Genomic DNA, 21,718 nt, shown 5'->3' with positions numbered 1-21,718 from the left:
AGGTCAGCTTAGCCCCCGATCCATACAACCGTCCCATACGCATGACTTATACATTCGTTCTAGACAGCCGTTTATGACGCATGTACATTGCTTCGCATGACGAACCCGATGAACACGTCTCCTCTCAACTCCCGTGCCGGGCGGCGCGAATGGACCGCCCTGGCCGTGCTGATGCTCCCGCTGCTGCTGGTCTCGATGGACGTCTCCGTCCTCTACTTCGCGATCCCGGCGATCGGCGCGGACCTGGAGCCCACCGCCACCCAGCAGCTGTGGATCTTCGACATCTACGGGTTCGTCCTGGCCGGCCTGCTGATGACGATGGGCTCGCTCGGTGACCGCATCGGCCGCCGCCGGCTGCTCCTGATGGGCGCGGCCGCCTTCGGCACGGCCTCCCTGGTGGCGGCGTACTCCAACAGCGCCGAGACGCTGATCGCGGCCCGCGCGGTCCTCGGCATCGGCGGCGCGACCCTGATGCCGTCGACGATGGCCCTGCTGCGCACGATGTTCACCGACCCCGGCCAGCGCGCCAAGGCCATCGGGGTGTGGTCCGGCGTGATGACCGGCGGCATCGCCCTCGGCTCGGTGATGAGCGGCGTGCTGGTGGAGTACTTCTGGTGGGGCTCGGTGTTCCTGGTCAACCTGCCCGCGATGGTGCTGCTGCTGATCCTCGGCCCGGTCCTGCTGCCGGAGTCCAAGGACCCCGCGCCCGGCCGCTTCGACTGGCTGAGCATCCCGCTGTCCATGGCCGCGGTGCTGCCCGTGATCTACGGCCTGAAGGAGATCGCGGCCGAGGGCTGGTCCGTCCGCTACGTCGTCTCGATCACGGTCGGCCTGCTGTTCGCCGCGCTCTTCGTCCACCGGCTGCGCACCACGGCCTCACCCATGATCGACCTGGCCCTCTTCCGCAACCGCGGCTTCGCGCCGTCCGTCGTCCTGAACCTGCTGTCCACGTTCGCGATGATGGGCTCGGCGTTCTTCACCACGCAGTACCTGCAGTCGGTGCTCGACAAGAGCGCGCTGGAGGCGGCCCTGTGGGCGCTGCTGCCGTCGGTGCCGATCGGCGCGGCCGCACCCGTGGCCACCATGCTGGTGCAGAAGGGCGTCGATCGCGCCTACGTGGTGACGGCGGGCTTCGCGATCGGCGCGGGCGGCTACGGGCTGCTGACCTTCGCCGGCACGGACTCGATGCCGCTGGTGCTCACGGCGTGCGGGGTGCTCGCCGTCGGGATCGTCACCGTGATGGCCCAGATCACCGACCTCGCCCTGGGCGCGGCCCCGGTGGAGCGGGCGGGTGCCGCCTCCTCGCTGATGGAGACGGGCGCGGAGTTCGGCGGCGCCCTCGGTATGGCGGTGCTCGGTTCCGTCGGCACCGCGGTCTACCGCTCCGAGATGCCCGACTCGGCACCGGACGTCGCCCGCGAGACCCTGGGCGGGGCGCTGGCCGTCGCCGACCGGGTCCCGGGGCTGGCGACCGCCGCCCGGGAGGCCTTCACCAGCGGGATGCAGGCCGCGTCGATCGCGGCGGTGGTACTGCTGATCGCCGCCGCGGGGCTGGCGGCGGTGTCGCTGCGCGGGATCTCCGTGCGGGAGGCTCCGGCGGAGGACCGCGAGACGGTCACGGTCTGAGACACGAAAACGCCGGTCGGGCTGAGAGAGACTCTCAGCCCGACCGGCGTTCTGCGCTCACCTCTTGGCCGACTTTCGGGGGGCCGGGGGTCTGGGGGCGGAGCCCCCAGTGCCGTCAGACCAGGTTGACCGAGCGGGCCGACGTGGCGCCGATCTCCGTGGCCAGCTCCGCCAGCACCCCGGAGGGCACCGTGTCGTCGACGGTCAGCACGGCGAGGGCCTCGCCGCCGACGGCCGCGCGGGCGACCTGCATGCCGGCGATGTTGATGCCCGCCTCACCGAGGATGCGGCCGACGGTGCCGACGACACCGGGACGGTCCTCGTAGCGCAGGACGACCATGTGGTCGGCGAGCGCCAGGTCCACGTCGTAGTCGCCGACGGCGACGATCTTCTGCAGGTGCTTCGGGCCGGCCAGCGTGCCGGACACCGACACCTCCTCGCCGGTGCCGAGGGTGCCGCGCACGGTGACGACGTTGCGGTGGTCCGGGGACTCCGAGCTGGTCGTCAGGCGCACCTCGACACCGCGCTCCTGCGCGAACAGCGGGGCGTTGACGTAGGAGACCGTCTCGTCGACGACGTCCTCGAAGACGCCCTTGAGCGCGGACAGCTCCAGCACCTTCACGTCGTACTGCGTGATCTCGCCGTAGACCTCGACGTCGAGGCGGACGGCCACCTCGCCCGCGAGGGCGGTGAAGATACGGCCGAGGCGCTCGGCGAGCGGCAGGCCCGGCTTGACGTCCTCGGCGATGACACCGCCCTGGACGTTCACCGCGTCCGGGACCAGCTCACCGGCGAGCGCGAGACGCACCGAGCGGGCGACGGCGATGCCGGCCTTCTCCTGCGCCTCGTCGGTGGAGGCACCGAGGTGCGGGGTGCAGACGACCTGGTCGAGCTCGAAGAGCGGGGAGTCCGTGCAGGGCTCCTTCGCGTACACGTCGAGGCCGGCACCGGCGACCCGGCCCTCCTTCAGCGCCGAGAACAGCGCCGCCTCGTCGACGATCCCACCGCGCGCGGCGTTGACGATCCGCACGCTCGGCTTGACCTTGTGCAGCGCCTCGTCACCGATGAGACCGAGGGTCTCGGGGGTCTTGGGCAGGTGGACGGTGATGAAGTCCGAGACCTCGAGCAGCTCGTCGAGGGAGAGGACCTTCACGCCCATCTGCGCGGCGCGCGCAGGCTGCACGTACGGGTCGTAGGCGACGACCTTCATACCGAACGCCGACATGCGCTGGGCGACCAGCGCGCCGATGCGGCCGAGGCCGACGACACCCAGGGTCTTCTCGGCGAGCTCGACGCCCGTGTACTTGCTGCGCTTCCACTCGCCGTTCTTCAGCGCGGTGTTGGCCTGCGGGATGTGGCGCGCGGTGGCCAGCAGCAGACCGCAGGCCAGCTCGGCGGCGGTGACGATGTTGGAGGTCGGGGCGTTGACGACCATCACGCCGGCCTTGGTGGCGGCGGAGACGTCGACGTTGTCCAGGCCGACACCGGCTCGTGCGACGACCTTCAGCTTGTTCGCGGCGGCGATCGCCTCGGCGTCGACCTTGGTGGCCGAGCGGATCAGGATCGCGTCGACATCGGCGATGGCGGGCAGCAGCTCGGCGCGGTCGGCGCCGTTGCAGTGCCGGATCTCGAAGTCGGGTCCGAGTGCGTCGACGGTCGCGGGCGACAGCTCTTCAGCGATGAGTACGACAGGTTTCGAGCTCACGTGAGTCCTCACAAGTCCAATGCATGCGGACGGCCGTCCCGACGGCCGCAGGCGGTGGAGGGGCTAGCCGCGTGGAAGACGCACGACGCTGTGGGCCTGAACGCGTATGTTCCTCAGAAGTGTAGTGGCGCCACGCCGTGCGTTCTTCGCCTCTACGGAAGGATCACCCGTCCGTGGCTGGACGGGTTGGACAACGGGGCCGGAGCGACTGCTCCGGCCCCGCCGTCAGGAGGCTTTAGGCCTCCTCGTTCACCCAGCTCATCAGCTTGCGCAGCTGCTTGCCGGTGGTCTCCAGCAGGTGCTCGGAGTCCTGGTCCTTGTACTCGTTGTACTTCTTCAGACCGCCGTGGTACTCGTCCATCCAGTTCTGGGCGAACGTGCCGTCCTGGATCTCGGCGAGGACCTGCTTCATCTCGGCCTTGGTGGCGTCGGTGATGATGCGCGGGCCGGTGACGTAGTCGCCCCACTCGGCCGTCTCGGAGACGGACCAGCGCATCTTCTCCAGGCCGCCCTCGTACATGAGGTCGACGATCAGCTTCAGCTCGTGCAGGCACTCGAAGTAGGCGATCTCCGGCTGGTAGCCCGCCTCGACCAGGGTCTCGAAGCCGGCCTTGACCAGGGCGGAGGTGCCGCCGCACAGCACGGCCTGCTCACCGAACAGGTCGGTCTCGGTCTCCTCGGTGAAGGTCGTCTTGATGACACCGGCACGGGTGCCGCCGATGGCCTTGGCGTACGACAGGGCCAGCGCGAAGGCGTTGCCGGTGGCGTCCTGCTCCACCGCGGCGATCGCGGGGACGCCGCGGCCCTCCTCGTACTGGCGGCGGACCAGGTGGCCCGGGCCCTTCGGGGCGACCAGGGCGACGTCCACGCCGGCCGGGGGCTTGATGAAGCCGAAGCGGATGTTGAAGCCGTGGGCGAAGAACAGCGCCTTGCCGTCCTTCAGGTTCGGGGCGATGGACTCCTCGTACACCTGGGCCTGGATCGGGTCCGGGATGAGGATCATGATGACGTCGGCCTCGGCGGCGGCCTCGGCGGGGGTCACCACGCGCAGGCCCTGCTCCTCGGCCTTGGCCTTGGACTTGGAGCCCTCGTGCAGACCGACCCGCACGTCGACACCGGAGTCGCGCAGCGACAGGGCGTGGGCGTGGCCCTGGGAGCCGTACCCGATGACCGCGACCTTGCGGCCCTGGATGATGGACAGGTCGGCGTCGGCGTCGTAGAACAGCTCGGCCACTTTGGGTTCTCTCCTTGGGTGCAGGTGTTGCGTCCCACCGTATGACGGCGAGGGGAAGGGAAGTTTCGGGGTCTCGGTATACGGGCGGCCGCGTGTCGCCGGCCGCCCGGTTCCGTTGCTTACGCCGACCGGTCGAGTGCGCGCAGCGACCGGTCCGTGATCGAGCGGGAGCCGCGGCCGATCGCGATCGTGCCGGACTGGACCAGCTCCTTGATGCCGAAGGGCTCCAGCATCTTCAGCATGGCGGACAGCTTGTCGCTGGACCCGGTGGCCTCGATGGTGACGGCCTCCGGGGCGACGTCGACGGTCTTGGCGCGGAACAGCTGGACGATCTCGACGATCTGCGAGCGCGTCTCGTTGTCGGCGCGCACCTTCACCAGAACGAGTTCGCGCTGAACGGCCTGCGCGGGCTCGAGTTCAACGATCTTCAGCACGTTGACGAGCTTGTTGAGCTGCTTGGTCACCTGTTCGAGCGGCAGGTCCTCGACGTTCACCACGATGGTGATGCGGGAGATGTCGGGGTGCTCGGTGACGCCGACCGCGAGGGAGTCGATGTTGAAGCCGCGGCGGGAGAACAGGGCGGCGATCCTGGCCAGGATGCCTGGGGTGTTCTCCACCAGCACGGAGAGCGTGTGCTTGGACATGATCTTTTACGTCTCTCTCGCTCAGTCGTCTTCGTTGTCGCCGAAGTCGGGGCGAACGTCCCGGGCGGCCATGATCTCGTCGTTGGAGGTTCCGGCGGCGACCATCGGCCACACCATGGCGTCCTCGTGGACGATGAAGTCGATGACGACCGGGCGGTCGTTGATCGAGTTCGCCTCCTCGATGACCTTGTCCAGGTCCTCCGGGCGCTCGCAGCGGATCGCGTAGCAGCCCATGGCCTCCGACAGCTTCACGAAGTCGGGGACGCGGGTGCCGCGGGCGTCGGGGTTGACGTCCTCCGGGCCGGAGTGCAGGACGGTGTTGGAGTAGCGCTGGTTGTAGAACAGCGTCTGCCACTGGCGGACCATCCCGAGGGCGCCGTTGTTGATGACGGCGACCTTGATCGGGATGTTGTTCAGGGCGCAGGTGGTGAGCTCCTGATTGGTCATCTGGAAGCAGCCGTCGCCGTCGATCGCCCAGACGGTCTGCTCCGGCGCGCCAGCCTTGGCGCCCATGGCGGCCGGGACGGCGTAGCCCATCGTCCCGGCGCCGCCGGAGTTGAGCCAGGTGGCGGGCTTGTCGTACTGGATGAAGTGCGCGGCCCACATCTGGTGCTGGCCGACGCCCGCCGCGAAGATCGTGCCCTCCGGGGCGAGTTGGCCGATCCGCTCGATGACCGCTTGCGGCGACAGCGAGCCGTCGTCGGGCTGGTCGTAGCCGAGCGGGTAGGTGTCGCGCCAGCGGGAGAGGTCCTTCCACCAGGCGCTGTAGTCGCCCTTGTTGCCGTCGCTGTGCTCCTTCTGCACGGCCTGGATCAGGTCGGCGATGACCTCGCGGGCGTCACCGACGATCGGCACGTCGGCGGCGCGGTTCTTGCCGATCTCCGCCGGGTCGATGTCGGCGTGGACGATCTTGGCGTACGGGGCGAAGCTGTCCAGCTTGCCGGTGACGCGGTCGTCGAAGCGGGCTCCGAGGGCGACGATCAGGTCGGCCTTCTGCAGCGCGGTGACGGCGGTGACCGCACCGTGCATGCCCGGCATTCCCACGTGCAGCGGGTGGCTGTCGGGGAATGCGCCGAGCGCCATCAGGGTGGTGGTGACGGGCGCTCCGGTGAGTTCGGCGAGGACCTTCAGCTCGGCGGTGGCCTGCGCCTTGAGGACGCCGCCGCCGACGTAGAGGACGGGCCGCTTGGCGGCGGTGATCAGCTTGGCGGCCTCGCGGATCTGCTTGGCGTGCGGCTTGGTCACCGGGCGGTAGCCGGGCAGGTCCATGGTGGGCGGCCAGGAGAAGGTGGTCTTCGCCTGGAGGGCGTCCTTGGCGATGTCGACCAGGACCGGGCCGGGGCGGCCGGTGGAGGCGATGTGGAAGGCCTGCGCGATGATCCGCGGGATGTCCTCGGCCTTGGTGACCAGGAAGTTGTGCTTGGTGATCGGCATGGTGATGCCGACGATGTCCGCCTCCTGGAAGGCGTCCGTGCCGATCGCCTTGGAGGCCACCTGCCCGGTGATCGCCACGAGCGGCACCGAGTCCATGTGGGCGTCCGCGATCGGGGTGACCAGGTTGGTCGCGCCGGGGCCCGAGGTGGCCATGCAGACACCGACCTTGCCGGTGGCCTGCGCGTAGCCGGTGGCCGCGTGGCCGGCGCCCTGCTCGTGACGGACCAGGACGTGGCGCACCCGGGTCGAGTCCATCAGCGGGTCGTACGCGGGAAGGATCGCACCGCCGGGAATGCCGAATACCGTGTCGGCGCCGACCTCCTCGAGAGAGCGGATGAGGGACTGCGCACCCGTGACGTGCTCGGGGGCGGACTGCTGTCCTCCGGATCGGGGCCGCGGCTGCGGATGGTGGGCCCCGGTGGCCTGCTCGGTCATCGGCATTCTCTTCTCGATGCTGAGGGTTTTTGCGAGGTTCGTGCGACTTGCGGCTGTTGTACAGGGCGTCCTGTGCAACAAAAAACCCCTCGTGCCATAAGGCAAGCGAGGGGAGCGCGCCGGGTGGGTCTGCCGGGAGTCCGGGTCGGTCCGGACGTCACCAGCTTCAGCCGACGCGCTTTCCAAGTACGAGAATTCGGGTGCGCATGGCACTGACCCTCCCCCCGGCGCGCACCTACTGTCAAGTGGGTGGGACGGGAGTCTCATTATGTGAGCGCAGGGCCGTCCCGCCACCGAAGATGGTGGTCACGCCCGAGGTCACTCCCGAGCTCACGCCGGTGGTCACGCCCTCGTAGCCGCGGCCGACCCCGCCCGCGAACACGGGTTCGGCCGGGCCGTGCGGCACCGGGTAATGGCCGGAAGTGAGCGCCCGGCGCAGCCGGTACTCGTCCAGCGCCCCGGAGAAGGCCATGCCCTGTCCGTGCGTACAGCCCATCGCGCGCAGGGCGACGACCTGTTCCGGCAGGTCCACCCCGTCGGCGACCGACTGAAGCCCGAGATCACCCGCGATGCGCAGCAGCCCGCCGGTGATCTTGTGCAGCCGCGCGGACTCGACGACACCCTCGACGAGACTGCGGTCCAGCTTCAGTATGTCGACGGGCAGCCGCCGAAGGGCGGTGATCGCCGCGAATCCATTGCTGAACCCGTCGAGCGCGACCCGCACACCGAGCCGTCTGAGGGCGCTCAGGCGCCGCTCCAGCTCGTCCAGGGCGACTCTGGGGTCGGGGTCGGACAGTTCGATCACCAGCGCGCCCGAGGGCAGCCCGTGCCGGGTCAGCAGCGCCTCGACCGAGCCGAGCGGCAGGGAGCGGTCCAGCAGCCGGCGGGCGCTCATCCGGACGACGACCGGCACGGCGAGGCCGGTCGCGGCGCGCTCGGCGGCCTGCTCGACGGCCTCCTGGAGCACCCACCGGCCCAGCTCGGCGGTCTTCTCGCTGTCCTCGGCCACCCGCAGGAACTCCGCGGGCGTGAACAGCACCCCTTGCGAGGACCGCCAGCGCGCCTGCGCCGCGACCGAGGTGATCCGGCCGTCCTCCAGGCACACCACCGGCTGGTGCAGCAGGGTGAACTCGCCGTCGTGCAGCGCGGACCGCAGTCTCGTCGCCAGTTCCGCCTTGCGTACGACGTCCTGCTGCATCTGCGGCTTGTACAGCTCGACCCGGCCCTTGCCGGCCGATTTGGCCCGGTACATCGCGAGGTCGGCGTTGCGCAGCAGCTCGCCCGCGCCGAGGCCGGGCTCGGCGAAGGAGACCCCGATGGAGGCGGCCACACGGACATCGTTGCCGTCGATCGTGTACGGCTGCGACAGCGTGAGCCTGAGGCGGTCGGCGAGCTCCAGGATGTGCCGTTCGCGGGCCACCCGGTCGCGGCCGCCGTCCCCGACGATCAGGGCCGCGAACTCGTCGCCGCCCAGCCGCGCCGCGGTGTCGGACTGGCGGACCGCCTCCTGGAGGCGGCGCGCGGCCTGGACGAGGAGTTCGTCGCCGGCCTGGTGCCCGATGGTGTCGTTGACCGCCTTGAAGCCGTCGAGGTCGATGAACAGCACGGCCGTACCGCGGTCGGTGGAGCGGCGGCCGGACAGGGCCTGCTGCACGCGCCGGGTGAACAGGGCGCGGTTGGGCAGGTCGGTGAGCGGGTCGTGCTCGGCGTTGTGCTGGAGCTGCGCCTGCAGGCGCACTCTTTCGGTCACGTCCCGGCTGTTGAAGATCAGTCCGCCGTGGTGGCGGTTGACCGTGGACTCCACGTTCAGCCAGCCGCCGTCGCCGGACCTGAAGCGGCACTCGATGCGGGTGGTGGGTTCGTCGGCCGGGCTGGCGGCGAGGAAGCGGCGCACCTCGTGCACCACGCAGCCCAGGTCCTCCGGGTGGATCAGCTCCGCCAGTTCGCTGCCCACCAGGTCCTCGGCGGGGCGTCCGTAGACCCCGGCCGCGGCCGGGGAGACGTACCGCAGGACGCCGTTGGGCGCGGCGATCATGATGACGTCGCTGGAGCCCTGCACCAGGGAGCGGAAGTGGTTCTCCTTCTGCGCCAGCTCCTGGGTGAGGGTGATGTTGTCGAGCAGCATGATGCCCTGGCGCACCACGAGGGCGAGCACGACGGTGCCCGCGGTGAGCAGCACGAAGCGGTCGACGCTGCGGCCGTGCAGGACGTTGTAGAGGATGCCGAGGGTGCACACGGCCGCGGCGAGATACGGGGTCAGGGCCGCCAGTGAGCCGGTGATGGGCCGGGCCGCGACGTAGCGGCCGGGTTCGTGCGGGGTGCGGTGGTGATGGTGGGTGCCGCCGCGCTGTCCGGGCAGGTGCTCGTGGACCACGCGCGTGTGCGGCTCCTCGTCGGGCAGTCCCGGCCGGGACGCGGCCCAGGGGGCGTACGCCAGCAGCAGGGAGCCCGCGAACCAGCCCGCGTCCAGCAGCTGGCCGGAGCGGTAGTTGTTGTGCAGCAGCGGTGAGGTGAACAGCGCGTCGCACATCACGGTCAGGGCGAGGGCGCCGATCGCGGTGTTGATCGCGGAGCGGTGCGCGCCGGAGCGCCGGAAGTGCAGCGCGAGCACCATGCTCACCAGCGCGATGTCGAGCAGCGGGTAGGCGAGCGAGAGCGCGGTGTGCGGCACGCTGGTGTCGTCGGCCCTCGCCGTCTGCGCGAGCGCCAGGCTCCACGACAGGGTGAGCAGCGAGCCGGCGATCAGCCACGCGTCCAGCGCCAGACAGATCCAACCGGCCTTCGTGACCGGCCGTTTGGCGAGCACCAGCAGGCCGACGATGGCCGGGGGCGCGAAGCACAGGAAGAACAGGTCGGCGTAGCTCGGGCTGGGCACGGGGCGGGCCAGGACGACCTCGTACCAGCCCCAGATCAGGTTGCCCAGGGACGCCATCGCCGAGGAGAGGGCGAACAGCAGCCAGGCGGGCCGAAAGCGGACCCGCTGGCTACGGGCGTAGAGGAAACAGGAGACGGCCGCGGTGCCCGCCGCGGCGCTCAACCCGAAGTCGCCCATCACCAGGGCGGCTTGTTCGGATCCCCAGCCGAGCGCGGAACCGACGGCGTATCCCGCGCACACCAGGGCCAGGCCGAGCTGGCGGCCGGGGCGCACCCCGCCGCCGACCGGCGGCCGTTGGGGCGCCGACGCCGGTGCCGGCCGGCCACGCAGCGCTCCGTCGAGGGTGGTCGTGGGGGGCGGCGAACTCACCGGTCGCTCCCGGTCCGTGCCGCCCCCGCGCCCCTCGGCGTCCGGTGCGCGGAATGCGTCTGCCTCCTGCGGCCGCTGTGCCTGCGGTGGCTGTTTCCGCTGCCGTGACCGCTGTTGCTGCTGTGGTGGCCGTGACTGCCGTGGCAGCCGCGTTCGTGCGCGGCCGCACGCCAGGGTCGCCGCCGGCGGCCTCGCCGCGTCGGATCGCTTGTCCATAGGCCGTGCATCGCCCGTCGCCCCCCTCACAGTCTGAAATGTCCGTCCCCGGCGCCGATCGTGCGCGGCGCAGCCCCTGTCGGGACGATACACCAGTCTCGTCACTCAGGGACATAGCTTCTCTACGCTCTGTGACGACCAGGGGTAACGCGAGCACCGCCCGCATCCGCAGGACTGCGGAGGGTGCCCGAACCGGATCACACGCCGGTCGCACTCGTCGTAAGGATCACGTTCGCCAGCGGCTCCCGGTTCACAAAACGGCGCAACTGCCCTACCAGGAGCCGCTTGGCGCGCGGCAGGAACGCGGACGTGGGACCGCCGACGTGCGGGCTGATGAGCACCCCGGGCGCACGCCACAGCGGGTGGCCCGGCGGCAGCGGCTCGGGGTCGACGACGTCCAGGGCGGCGGTGATACGGCCGCTCTCCAGTTCGGCGAGGAGGGCGCCGGTGTCCACGACGGCCCCGCGCGCGACGTTCACCAGCAGGGCACCGTCCTTCATCCGGGCCAGGAAGTCCTTGTCCACCAGGCCGCGCGTGCTGTCGTTCAGCGGTGTGGACAGGATGACGACGTCCGCCTCGGGCAGCAGGGCGGGCAGATCGGCGATCGGGTGCACGGGGCCGCGCTCCGTGGTGCGCGCCGAGCGTGCGACCCGCGCGACCCGCGCGAGCTCGAAGGGCACGAGCCGGTCCTCGATGGCCGAGCCGATCGCCCCGTAGCCGACGATCAGCACGCTCTTGTCGGCGAGCGACGGGTGGAACGTGCCCTGCCAGTGCTCGCGTTCCTGCGCGCGCACGAAGGAGGGGATGCCGCGCAGGGACGCCAGGGTGAGGGTGAGCGCCAGCTCGGCGGTGCTCGCCTCGTGCACCCCGCGCGCGTTGCAGAGCTGTACGCCCGGGGCGAGAACGTCCAGGCGGGACAGGACGTCGTCCACGCCCGCGGTCAACGTCTGCACCAGACGGAGGTTCGGCATCTGCGCGAGCGGCCGCACCTTCACCGGGTACCGCTTCATGTACGGCACGACGTAGACGGCACAGTCCGCGGGGTCGGCGGGGAACTCCTGGTCCCCGTCCTCGCCGCCGTCCCAGAAGCGGTAGGTCAGGCCCTCGGGAAGGCCCTCGATCTCGTCCGGCGGGATCGGCAGCCACACATCGGAAGTCATGGTCAGGAGGCTATGCCAGGGATCCTCGGGCGCAGAGGTTAGGTTGGGGTGCCAAGAAAGGGAGGGTCACGACCACGTGGAGCGCAGGACGATCGGCGCGGGGGCACTCTCGGTGGGGGCCGTCGGGCTCGGGTGCATGCCGATGAGCTGGGCCTACAGCACGTCACGGCAGCGGGGCGAGGAGTCTGTCAGGGCGGTGCACAGCGCGCTCGACACCGGCTCGACGCTGCTGGACACCGCCGACATGTACGGGCCGTTCACCAACGAGCTGCTCCTGGGGCGGGTGTTGAAGGAGCGGCGTGCGGACGCCTTCGTGTCGACCAAGGTCGGGCTGCTGGTCGGCGAACAGCACATCGTCGCCAACGGCCGCCCCGGCTATGTGAAGCGGGCCTGCGACGCGTCGCTGCGACGCCTCCAGACGGACGTCATCGACCTCTACCAACTGCACCGCGCCGACCCCGAGGTGCCGGTGGAGGAGACCTGGGGTGCGATGGCGGAGCTCGTTCAGGCGGGCAAGGTGAGGGCGTTGGGGCTGTGCGCGGTCGGCGTGCGGGGCAGCCGCCGCTCGGGGGCCCGCCTGTACGACGCGACGATCCGGCAACTTCAGCGCGTCCAGCAGGTCTTCCCGGTGAGCGCCGTGCAGGCGGAGCTGTCCCTGTGGTCGCCGGAGGCGCTGCGCACCCTGCTGCCCTGGTGCGTGGCCCGCGGCGTCGGCTTCCTCGCGGCGATGCCCCTCGGCAACGGCTTCCTCACCGGCAGACTCACCCCTGGCCAGGGTTTCGAGCCGGACGACATGCGGGCCCGGCACCCCCGCTTCACCGCCGAGATGATGGCCGCCAACCAGCCGATCGTCGCCGGTCTGCGCCGGGTCGCGTCCCGGCATGGCGAGGGGGTGACGCCCGCGCAGGTGGCCCTCGCCTGGGTGCTGGCCCAGGGCCCGCACGTGGTGCCGGTGCCCGGGGCCAAGCAGGAGCGCTGGGTCGTGGAGAACGCGGGGGCGGCGGGGCTACGGCTGACGGAGGGGGACCTGGCCGAACTGGCGGGGGTGCCTCAGGCGCGGGGATCCTGGGACTGACGGGATCGGGCGCCATGGGTCCGGGGTCCGGGACTGGCGGGATCGCGCGCCATGGGTCCGGGGTCTGGGACTGACGGGATTCGCGCGGCACGGGCCTGGGATCCGGGACGGATGAGATCGCGTGCCACGGGCCGAGGATCTTGGGGCTGACGGGATCGCGTGCCACGGGCCGGGAATCCTGGGGCTGACGGGACCGCGCGCCACGAGCCGGGAATCCTGGGGCTGACGGGACCGCGTGCCACAGGCCGGGATTCCTGGGGCTGACGGGACCGCGCGCCCCCGGCCGACGGGTCATGGCTCGCCGGCGAAGCCGATCGCGCGGATCGGGAACCTGCGGGGCGCGAGCGGTGTATGAGAAGTAGTAGCCGCCGCGTCGAAGGGACCAAGATCGTGCAACGTCGAGTCGGGACGGCCGTGCTGGCCGCGGCCGCGCTTCTGCTGACGGCCGGCTGCTCCTCGGACGGCGGCGGAGGGTCTCCGCCGGGCGGGCCGAGCAGCGCGGCGTCCGGGGGTACGACGTCCGGGGCGCCCTCCTCCGGGACGGCCGAGGAGGCCCCGCCCGCGAAGGGCTCGGTGAAGGTCGTCCGTACGGTGGCCGAGGGCCTGGACTCCCCCTGGGGCCTGGCCCCGCTGCCGGACGGCGATCTGCTGGTCTCCTCGCGCGACGAGGGCACCATCCTGCGGGTCGACGTGGAGACCGGCCGCAAGACCGAGCTGGGCGAGGTACCGGGGGTGTCCCCGGAGGGCGAGGGCGGCCTGCTGGGCATCGCCCTGTCGCCGGACTACGCCTCGGACCACATGGTCTACGCGTACTTCACCTCCGCGTCGGACAACCGCATCGTGCGGATGCTGTACGACACGGACAAGCCGTCGGGCGAGCAACTGGGCGCTCCCGACACGGTGTTCAAGGGCATCCCCAAGGGTTTCATCCACAACGGCGGCCGGATCGCCTTCGGCCCGGACGGCATGCTGCACGTCGGCACGGGCGAGAGCGGCAACACCGGCCTGTCCCAGGACAAGGACTCCCTGGGCGGCAAGATCCTCCGGCTGACCCCTGAGGGCGAGCCGGCGCCGGGCAACCCCTTCCCCGACTCCCCGGTGTACTCCTTCGGCCACCGCAATGTGCAGGGCCTGGCCTGGGACGCCAAGCAGCGGCTGTTCGCCTCGGAATTCGGCCAGGACACCTGGGACGAGCTGAACGCGATCTCCCCGGGCGGCAACTACGGCTGGCCCGACGCCGAAGGCCGCTCCGACGAGGGCGACTTCATCGACCCGATAGCCCAGTGGCGCACCTCCGAGGCCTCCCCCAGCGGCATCGCCTACGCCAAGGGCTCCATCTGGATGGCGGGCCTGCGCGGCGAGCGGCTGTGGCGCATCCCGCTGAAGGGCACGGCGGCTTCGGCCGATCCGCAGGCCTTCCTGGAGGGCGAGTACGGCCGGCTGCGCACGGTGGTCTCCGCGGGCGGGGGCAAGCTGTGGCTGGTGACGAGCGAGACGGACGGCCGGGGCTCCCCGGAGGAGGGAGACGACCGGATTCTGGAACTGGAGGTGACCTAAACCTGCTCCGGCGGCCTCTCGGAGCGCTCCTCACCCGACCGGCCAGGGTCCTCTTCCGCCTGCTGAGGCGCCCGGACGACCACCTTCCCGGACGCCAGGTCTATCGGCCCACGCCCGGGGTCGTTGTCCCCCACGTCCTCGCGGCTCAGCTCCAGCCGCTTCTGCTCGTCACGGGTGTGCTTGCGGCCCGGAGCGAAGAGTTCCTCAAAGGCGTTGAACATCGTTCTCCCTTTCCGGGGCCGGGTGGCGGGGTGGCTCACCTCGTTCCATCATCGCGCGGGCGGGGAATCCACGGCTCCTGGAGCGAACAGTCCCAGCCGATGAGCCAGTGCCGCCGCTTCACCCCGGCCGGAGACGCCGAGCTTGGCGAGGATGTTGGAGACGTGGACGCTGGCCGTCTTCGGGGAAATGAAGAGTTCCTCGGCTATCTGGCGGTTGGTGCGCCCGGCCGCGACCAGGCGGAGCACATCGCGCTCCCGGCTGGTCAGCCCGAGCGCCTCGGCTGGGTCGGCCGGAGTGAGCGCCGCCGGTGCGGTGCGGTCGAGGGTGAGGCGGGCACGCCGGGCGAGGCGGGTGACGCGGTCCGCCAGCGGGCGGGCACCGAGGTGGCGGGCGGCGGCGAGGGAGAGACGCAGCAGCTCGGTGGCGCGGGCTCGGGCGTCGTCGGTGGCGCGGGCGGGGATGGCGTCGGTGGCGCTGTCGTGGGTGTCGTCGGCGGGGCGGGGGCTGGTGTCGGTGGTGCGGGCGCGGGTGCCGTCGCCGGTGGTGTGGCGGGCCGGGTCGGTCGGCGCGTGGCCGGCCCGGTCGGTCGGCGTGCGGCTGGCGTCGTCGGTCGGCGTGTGGCCGGCCTGGTACGTCGGCGTGTGGCGGGATTCGTCCGTGGGGGCCGTCCCCGCTGTGAGGAGGGCCTCGGCGAGGCGGTGGCGGACGCGGGCGAGGTCGTAGGGGCGTTCCAGGCGCTCGAAGGCGGTGACCACGGCCGTCCAGGTGTCGGGGGTGTCCTCGCCCTGGGCGTGGGCGAGTTCGGCGCGGAGCCAGGCGTCGTGGGCGTGCCAGACGGGTGCGCCGGTGGTGAGTGTCCTGGTGGCCTCGCGGATGCGGGCGAGGGCCTCGGTGCGGCCGTCCTGGGCGGTGGGCAGGGTTCGGGCGTCGGCCTCGGCGACGGCGGCGTCCAGGAACAGGGGCCAGGCGTAGCGGTGGGTGCCCGGGGGGATGCCGGCGTCCAGGGCACGGGCGAGTTCGGCGCGGGCGTCCGGGAGCCGGCCCTCCGCGGCGGCGACGCCGACGGCGATACGGGCCAGGGGCAGCCACTGCTGCGGCATCCGGTCGTGGGAGCCGAAGTAGCGCTGGGCCGAGGACAGTTGGCTCGCGGCCTCGGACAGGTCGCCGCGGTCCAGGGAGATCTGGGCGAGGCACATGGCGGCCGCGCCGAGGGGCTTGGAGCCGAGGTCTCGTCGGGCCGCCTTCTGTGCAGCCTCGACGGCCTCGTCCCAGCGGCCGACGGAGTACAGGGTGTCGGAGAGGTTGGCCCAGGTCCACGCCTCGGCGACCAGCAGGCCGTAGCGCTGGGTGTAGCGGATGCCCTCCTCCAGCAGCGGGGCGGCCTCGCGGGAGCGGCCGACGGATTCGAGGGCGTGGGACAGGTTGGAGTAGGCGCGGCCGGCGACGTAGGGGACGTCTTCCTGGAGGGCCTGTTCCCTGACGCGGTCCATCTCGTCGAGGCCGGTGTCGACGTGGCCGGCGTCGACCAGGAGTCCGCCGTGGGTGACGCGGGCGTTCAGTTCGATCTCGCGGGCGCCGACCATCCGAGCGTACTCCACGGCGCGTTCGGCGGCGGCGAGGGCCTCGGGGCCGGGCTCGTGGAGCATCGCCCAGCCGGCGACGCTGCCGAGCACCTCGGCGTGGACCTCGGACGGGGGCAGTCCGCGCAGGAGTTCCTGGGCGGTGGTCAGTTCGTGGTGTCCGTCGCCGCGACCCAGGGACTGCACGAGCGTGGAGCGCTGGGTCCAGAACCAGGCGGCGCGCAGGGCGTCGTCGCGGTCACCGTCGAGCAGGTTCAGCGCCCGCTTGGTGATCTTCAGGGCGCGTTCGCGTTCCCCGCACAGGCGCCCGGCGACAGCGGCCTCGGCCAGCAGGTCGAGGTAGCGCAGGGTGGCGGTGGCGGGATCGCAGCCGCAGTAGGCCTCGGTGTAGTCGGCGAGCCGCAGGACTGCGCGGGTGTCCTCGGGGGCGCTGTCCCACAGCTCCATGGCGCGTTCCAGGAGCCGCAGTTGTTCGGCGTAGGCGTGGCGGCGGCGGGCGGAGGCGGAGGCGTCGAGGACGGCGGGCAGGGCCTTGGCGGCATCGTGCGCGTGGTACCAGTAGCTGGCCAGACGGGTGACGCGTTCGCCGGCGGGGACGAGCGTGGGGTCTGCCTCCAGGGCCTCGGCGTAGCGGCGGTTGAGGCGGGCGCGTTCGCCGGGCAGCAGATCGTCGGCGACGGCCTCGCGGACCAGGGAGTGGCGGAAGCGGTAGCCGTCCCCGTCCGGGGCGGGGGTGAGGATGCCGGCGTTCACGGCGGCGCGCAGGGCGGTGATGAGGTCGTCCTCGGGGAGCCGGGCGACCGCCGCGAGGAGCCGGTGCTCGACGGTGGAGCCGCCCTCGGCGACGATCCGGGCGACCTGCTGGGCGGCGTCGGGCAGGCTCTCGACGCGGACCAGCAGCAGGTCGCGCAGGGAGTCGGTGAGGCCGGTGGAGCAGCCGTCCTGGGCGGCGACGGCGAGTTCCTCGACGAAGAAGGCGTTGCCGTCGGAGCGTTCGAAGATCGCCTCGACCTGCGCAGGGTCGGGTTCGGCGGCGAGGATGCCGGCGATCTGACGGCCGACCTCCTCGCGGCTGAAACGGCTGAGTTCCAGGCGGCGTACGGTGCGCAGCCGGTCGAGTTCGGCGAGCAGGGGGCGCAGCGGATGGCGGCGGTGGATGTCGTCGGAGCGGTAGGTGGCCAGGACGACGAGCCGGCCGGTGCGCAGGGTGCGGAAGAGGTAGGCGAGGAGATGGCGGGTGGAGGTGTCGGCCCAGTGCAGGTCCTCCAGGGCGACGACGACCGTGCGGTCGGCGGATGCGCGTTCCAGCAGGCGGGCGGTGAGTTCGAAGAGGCGGGCCGTGCCCTCCTCGTCGTGCCGGCCGACTCCGGTGTCGCCCAACTCGGGCAGGAGCCGGGCGAGTTCGTCCTCCTGGCCGGCGGCCGCGGCGGCGAGTTCGTCCGGCAGGGCGCGGCGCAGGGCGCGCAGGGCGGTGGAGAACGGGGCGAAGGGCAGTCCGTCGGCGCCGATCTCCACACAGCCGCCGAGCGCGACGACGGCCCCCGCGCGGGCGGCGGCGTCGGTGAACTCCTCCACCAGGCGGGTCTTTCCGACCCCGGCCTCGCCGCCGAGGACAAACGCCTGTGGCTCGCCCGCGGCGGCGCGGGCGAGCGCATCGTTCAGCGTGTCCAACTCCTGGGCGCGGCCGATGAACACGGGACTGACGGACCTGGTCTCCACGAGGGTGAGCATCGCACGGTGATCGAAGTGCGGTGCACCCATTTCATGGAGGGCCGGGGCCGGCAGGTCCCGTGTCCGGACGGCAGGCCCGCCGGCCGTGCTCACGCGGTGCGCGGTGAACGCAGCCGGCGCGGGCGGCGGCTATGCGACTCCGCCTCGTCGAGGCGTACGCCGGCCGGTCCTGCACCGGCCGCGCGGCGCTCGGCCTCGGTGCGGGCGGCACGGCCCTGGCGGACCGCCTCCCGGGCCAGGCGCTCATGGTCGGCCCGGCGGATCAGCTCGGCGGAACGCAGCTGCTGGATCTCGTACTCGAACATCTCGTCTCCCTGGTGAAGGCCCGGTCTCCGGTGTTTCCGGAGCCCGGTTCGGCATCGCTCTGTGCGATGACTCAACCTTCGTCTCCCAGGGGGGTCCGCCACATCGGGAGAGTTCCGCATCTTCCGAGGTGGGAGGGGCCTTAGACAGGTCTGAGGGGCCTCAGGCCGCGTCTAAGGCACTTATGCGGCGGGCAGGCCCAGCAGGACGTCCGTGTACTTCAGCACGGCCAGCAGCAGGCCGATGACGCCGAGGGAGAGGCCCGCCCAGGAGACCGACTTGATCCAGGGCGCCTGCGGCCTGCCGGGGGCACCGAAGGCGGGGCGGGCGAGCACGACCACGCCGGTGATCAGCGCGGCGAGCGCGAACAGGCCGGCCCACAGGGCGCTGGCCTGCCAGGCGTCGCCGTAGCCCTCCTTGACCATGGTGGCGACGCTGGAGGACGACGAGGTCTCCAGCTGGCCGATGAGCGACTCGCGCGCGGAGGCGACGGTGCCGATCCAGCCGCCGGTGAGGGAGACCAGGCCGAGGGCGGCGGAGACGACGGCCCCGGCGCCCTGGCCGACCCCGGAGGGACCCTCCTCCGCCTTCTCGTCGGCGGAATCCTCCACGGCCTCGGCTTCGGCGTCCTCCGCGGCCTCTTCAGCTGAGGCATCGTGCGCCTCGGTGTCCGCCACGGTCTCGGTGGTCTCAGTGGTCTCGGCCGTCTCGGCCGTCTCGTCCTCAGTCTTCGTTCCCATGCCCCGCACCGTACGGACGGAGTCTGAGAGGGGCCTTAATGATCGGCGAGGGCCTCACGGGCCGTCCGCCACTCGGGGGCGAGGAGCGACCAGACCTCCATGTCCAACCGTACGCCGCGATGCGGATAGCTCTCGCGCTGCACGCCCTCCCGGGTCATGCCCAGGCGGCGGGCGACGTTGATGCTGGCGGTGTTGCCGGTGGCGGCGATCCACTCGACGCGGTGGATGCCTCGGTCGAGGACGACATGGTCGAGCAGCACCCGCATCGCGCGGGTGACCAGGCCGCGCCCGGTCGCGGCGGGCTCCAGCCAGCAGCCGACCTCGCAGTTGCCCTGCGCCTCGTCGAAGTTGAGGTAGAGCACACCGCCGACGAGCTTGCCGTCGAGCCAGATGCCGTGCAGGGACGTAGTGCCGGCCGCGCGCCAGTCGGCGTAGCGCTGGAGCGCCTCGCGGGCCGAGGTGACGTCCGTGGCGCGTGAGCCGAAGGGCACGTACCGGTTGATGAACTCCCGGCCCCGCTCCAGGTGGGTGAGGAACTCCTCGGCGTGCCAGGGCTCCAGCGGGCGCAGTTCGGCCCCGTCACCCAGCGATATCGCGTACATCCCGTTTCCGCTCCTCTTCGAACTCGGCCGCAACTTCGGCGAGCTTCTCATGGGCGGCACGACACTCGGGCGGTTCGATGCTGATGCGGGGCAGCCGCCGGTCGAGCCAGCGGGGCAGCCACCAGTTGGCGCCGCCGAGCAGATGCATCAGGGCGGGGACCAGCAGCGTACGCAGGACGAAGGCGTCGAGGGCGACGGCGGCGGCGAGCGCGATGCCGAACATCGCGATCACCCGGTCGCCGCTGAGGACGAACGCGAGGAACACGGAGATCATGATGACCGCCGCGGAGTTGATCACCCGGCTGGTCTCGGCGAGGCCGACGCGGACCGCGCGCCGGTTGTCGCCGGTCTCCAGCCACTCCTCGTACATCCGGCTGACCAGGAAGACCTGGTAGTCCATGGAGAGCCCGAACAGGACCGACACCATGATCACGGGCAGGAAGGGTTCGATGGGTCCGGCCCGGCCGAGGCCGAGCAGTTCGCTGCCCCAGCCCCACTGGAAGATCGTGACGACGACACCGAAGGCGGCGGCGACGGCGGCGACGTTCATGACGGCGGCCTTCAGCGGGATGCCGATCGAACGGAAGGCCAGCAGGAGCAGTACGCAGCCCAGGCCGATGACGACGCCGACGAACAGCGGCAGCTTGCCGACGATCACGTCCGCGAAGTCGTCGTAGCCGGCCGTGACCCCGCCGACGTGCAGGTCGAGCGAGGTGCCGGACTCGGCGCGCGGCAGCACCTCGGTGCGCAGCCGGTCGACGAGTTCGCTGGTCTGCGGGGACTGCGGCGAGGACTCGGGTACGACGGTGAGGTACGCGGTGTCGCCGCCGCTGTTGTAGCTCACCGGGGTCACCGCGGCGACGCCGTCGGTGGAGCGCAGGGTGGCGTCGAGGTTGTCCAGGGCGAGCCTGTCGTCGGCGCCGTGCACCTTCCCGACCAGGGTGAGCGGGCCGTTGACGCCGGGGCCGAAGCCGTCGGCGAGGAGGTCGTAGGCCTGCCGGGTCGTGGAGGGCTCGGGGTTGTTGCCCTGGTCGGAGGTGCCCAGGCGCAGGGAGAGCGCGGGCAGGGCGAGCAGGGTCATGACGACGAGGGCGAGGGCGCCGAGCTTCTTGGGGTGGCGTTCGACGAAGGCCGACCAGCGTGCGGCGAACCCGGTGGGGATCTCGGGCTCGGGCCCGTGCTCGGCGAGGCGGCGCCGCTCGCGACGGCTGAGCGCCCGCATGCCGATCAGCTTCAGCAGCGCGGGCAGCAGGGTCACGGAGGCGGCGACGGTGAGGACGACGGTGAGCGAGGCGGCGATGGCCACGCCGTTGAGGAAGCTCAGACGCAGTATCAGCATGCCGAGCAGGGCGATGCACACGGTGGCGCCCGCGAAGACGACCGCACGTCCGGTCGTGGCGACCGCGGTGGTGGCGGCCTCGGTGACACTCAGACCGCGTTTGAGGCCGCGGCGGTGCCGGGTGACGACGAACAGGGCGTAGTCGATGCCGACGCCGAGTCCGATCAGCATGCCGAGCATGGGCGCGAAGTCGGCGACGGTCATGGCGTGCCCGAGCAGCGCTATCCCGGCGTAGGCGGTGCCGACGCCGATCAGCGCGGTGGCGATGGGCAGCAGCGAGGCGGCGAGCGAGCCGAAGGCGAGGAACAGCACGGCCGCGGCAACGACCACCCCGACGATCTCGGCGAGATGCCCGCCGGAGGACTCGGTGAGGGCGATGGCGTTGCCGCCGAGCTCCACCTGAAGCCCGTCGGTCTCGGCGCCCTTCGCCGTCTCGACCACGGCCTTCACCTGGGCGGCGTCGAGGTTCTCGGTCGACTGCTCGAAGGTGACGGTGGCGTAGGCGGTGTGCCCGTCCTCGCTGATCCGGTCCGCGCCGTGGCCGCCGTAGGGGCTGGTCACGGAGGCGACGCCCGGCAGCTCCCCCAGCTGGTTGAGGGTGCGGGTCATGGTCTGCTCGACGTCGGCGGCGCGGACGCTGCCGGATTCGGTGTGCCAGACGACGGTGTCGCTGTCCCCGCCCAGCCCCTGGAAGCCGTCCCCCAGCAACTGGGTGGCGCGGCCCGACTCGGTGCCGGGGACCTCGTAGTTGTTCGAGTACGCCGTTCCGGCGACGGTGGCCGCGGCGGACACTCCGCCGAAGGCGAGGAGCCACAGCAGAACGGTGACGAGGCGGTGCCGGACACACCAGCGTGCAAGGGCTGCCACGAAC

At 71.5% G+C, this 21,718-nt stretch carries 15 protein-coding genes; 3 read left to right on the top strand and 12 right to left on the bottom strand.

Translation table 11 applies throughout. The annotated features are described in order from the left end of the window. Positions 1–96 precede the first annotated feature (96 nt). Positions 97–1,626 (top strand): MFS transporter, encoded by a 1,530-nt coding sequence (locus tag ACIQ6Y_RS36070; protein ID WP_404046167.1) that lies wholly within the window; start codon positions 97–99, stop codon positions 1,624–1,626. Positions 1,627–1,741: 115 nt separating this feature from the next. Here ACIQ6Y_RS36070 and serA read toward each other — a convergent pair whose 3' ends face one another. The 6 genes from serA to ACIQ6Y_RS36040 form a co-directional block, all read right to left on the bottom strand. Beyond that, positions 1,742–3,331 (bottom strand): phosphoglycerate dehydrogenase, encoded by a 1,590-nt coding sequence (gene serA / locus ACIQ6Y_RS36065; RefSeq protein WP_404046164.1) that lies wholly within the window; start codon positions 3,329–3,331, stop codon positions 1,742–1,744. Between the two features lie 235 nt (positions 3,332–3,566). After that, positions 3,567–4,565 (bottom strand): ketol-acid reductoisomerase, encoded by a 999-nt coding sequence (gene ilvC, locus ACIQ6Y_RS36060; protein ID WP_404046162.1) that lies wholly within the window; start codon positions 4,563–4,565, stop codon positions 3,567–3,569. A 119-nt stretch (positions 4,566–4,684) separates the two neighbouring features. Next, entirely contained in the window at positions 4,685–5,209 is a 525-nt protein-coding gene (gene ilvN, locus ACIQ6Y_RS36055) for an acetolactate synthase small subunit (protein ID WP_404046160.1), read from the bottom strand. 21 nt (positions 5,210–5,230) lie between these two features. Continuing rightward, complete coding sequence (locus ACIQ6Y_RS36050) at positions 5,231–7,078, bottom strand: acetolactate synthase large subunit (RefSeq protein ID WP_404046158.1); 1,848 nt, start codon at positions 7,076–7,078, stop codon at positions 5,231–5,233. A gap of 241 nt (positions 7,079–7,319) precedes the next feature. Then, entirely contained in the window at positions 7,320–10,322 is a 3,003-nt protein-coding gene (locus ACIQ6Y_RS36045; RefSeq protein WP_404046156.1) for a putative bifunctional diguanylate cyclase/phosphodiesterase, read from the bottom strand. Positions 10,323–10,735: 413 nt separating this feature from the next. Beyond that, positions 10,736–11,698: a 2-hydroxyacid dehydrogenase gene (locus ACIQ6Y_RS36040; protein WP_404046154.1), complete on the bottom strand. Its 963-nt coding sequence runs from the start codon at positions 11,696–11,698 to the stop codon at positions 10,736–10,738. A gap of 76 nt (positions 11,699–11,774) precedes the next feature. On the opposite strand from ACIQ6Y_RS36040, the gene ACIQ6Y_RS36035 reads away from it, so the two are divergent. Beyond that, positions 11,775–12,773 (top strand): aldo/keto reductase, encoded by a 999-nt coding sequence (locus ACIQ6Y_RS36035; RefSeq protein WP_404046151.1) that lies wholly within the window; start codon positions 11,775–11,777, stop codon positions 12,771–12,773. Between the two features lie 351 nt (positions 12,774–13,124). Then, positions 13,125–14,330, top strand: coding sequence for a PQQ-dependent sugar dehydrogenase (locus ACIQ6Y_RS36030; protein ID WP_404046148.1), 1,206 nt, complete (start codon positions 13,125–13,127; stop codon positions 14,328–14,330). On the opposite strand, the gene ACIQ6Y_RS36025 is transcribed toward ACIQ6Y_RS36030, so the two are convergent. From ACIQ6Y_RS36025 to ACIQ6Y_RS36000, 6 genes are all read right to left on the bottom strand, one after another. Continuing rightward, a complete protein-coding gene (locus ACIQ6Y_RS36025; protein WP_404046146.1) occupies positions 14,327–14,551 on the bottom strand; it encodes a DUF6191 domain-containing protein in 225 nt (74 codons plus the stop codon). The two genes, ACIQ6Y_RS36030 and ACIQ6Y_RS36025, sit on opposite strands and share 4 nt — an antisense overlap. A gap of 48 nt (positions 14,552–14,599) precedes the next feature. Then, a complete protein-coding gene (locus ACIQ6Y_RS36020) occupies positions 14,600–17,863 on the bottom strand; it encodes an AAA family ATPase (protein WP_404046143.1) in 3,264 nt (1,087 codons plus the stop codon). 89 nt (positions 17,864–17,952) lie between these two features. Then, positions 17,953–18,168, bottom strand: a complete 216-nt coding sequence (locus ACIQ6Y_RS36015) for a hypothetical protein (protein ID WP_404046140.1) — start codon at positions 18,166–18,168, stop codon at positions 17,953–17,955. A 180-nt stretch (positions 18,169–18,348) separates the two neighbouring features. After that, positions 18,349–18,906, bottom strand: coding sequence for a hypothetical protein (locus ACIQ6Y_RS36010; RefSeq protein WP_404046137.1), 558 nt, complete (start codon positions 18,904–18,906; stop codon positions 18,349–18,351). Between the two features lie 35 nt (positions 18,907–18,941). Further along, complete coding sequence (locus ACIQ6Y_RS36005; protein ID WP_404046135.1) at positions 18,942–19,508, bottom strand: GNAT family N-acetyltransferase; 567 nt, start codon at positions 19,506–19,508, stop codon at positions 18,942–18,944. Further along, entirely contained in the window at positions 19,486–21,714 is a 2,229-nt protein-coding gene (locus ACIQ6Y_RS36000; RefSeq protein WP_404046132.1) for an MMPL family transporter, read from the bottom strand. Before ACIQ6Y_RS36000 ends, ACIQ6Y_RS36005 begins: the two co-directional genes overlap by 23 nt. Between the last annotated feature and the right edge of the window lie 4 nt (positions 21,715–21,718).

The sequence above is a fragment of the Streptomyces sp. NPDC096205 genome (assembly GCF_044763135.1).
GTDB lineage: Bacteria > Actinomycetota > Actinomycetes > Streptomycetales > Streptomycetaceae > Streptomyces.
Note: the sequence above shows the minus strand (reverse complement) of the source record. Positions and strands in the feature narration are given on the sequence as shown.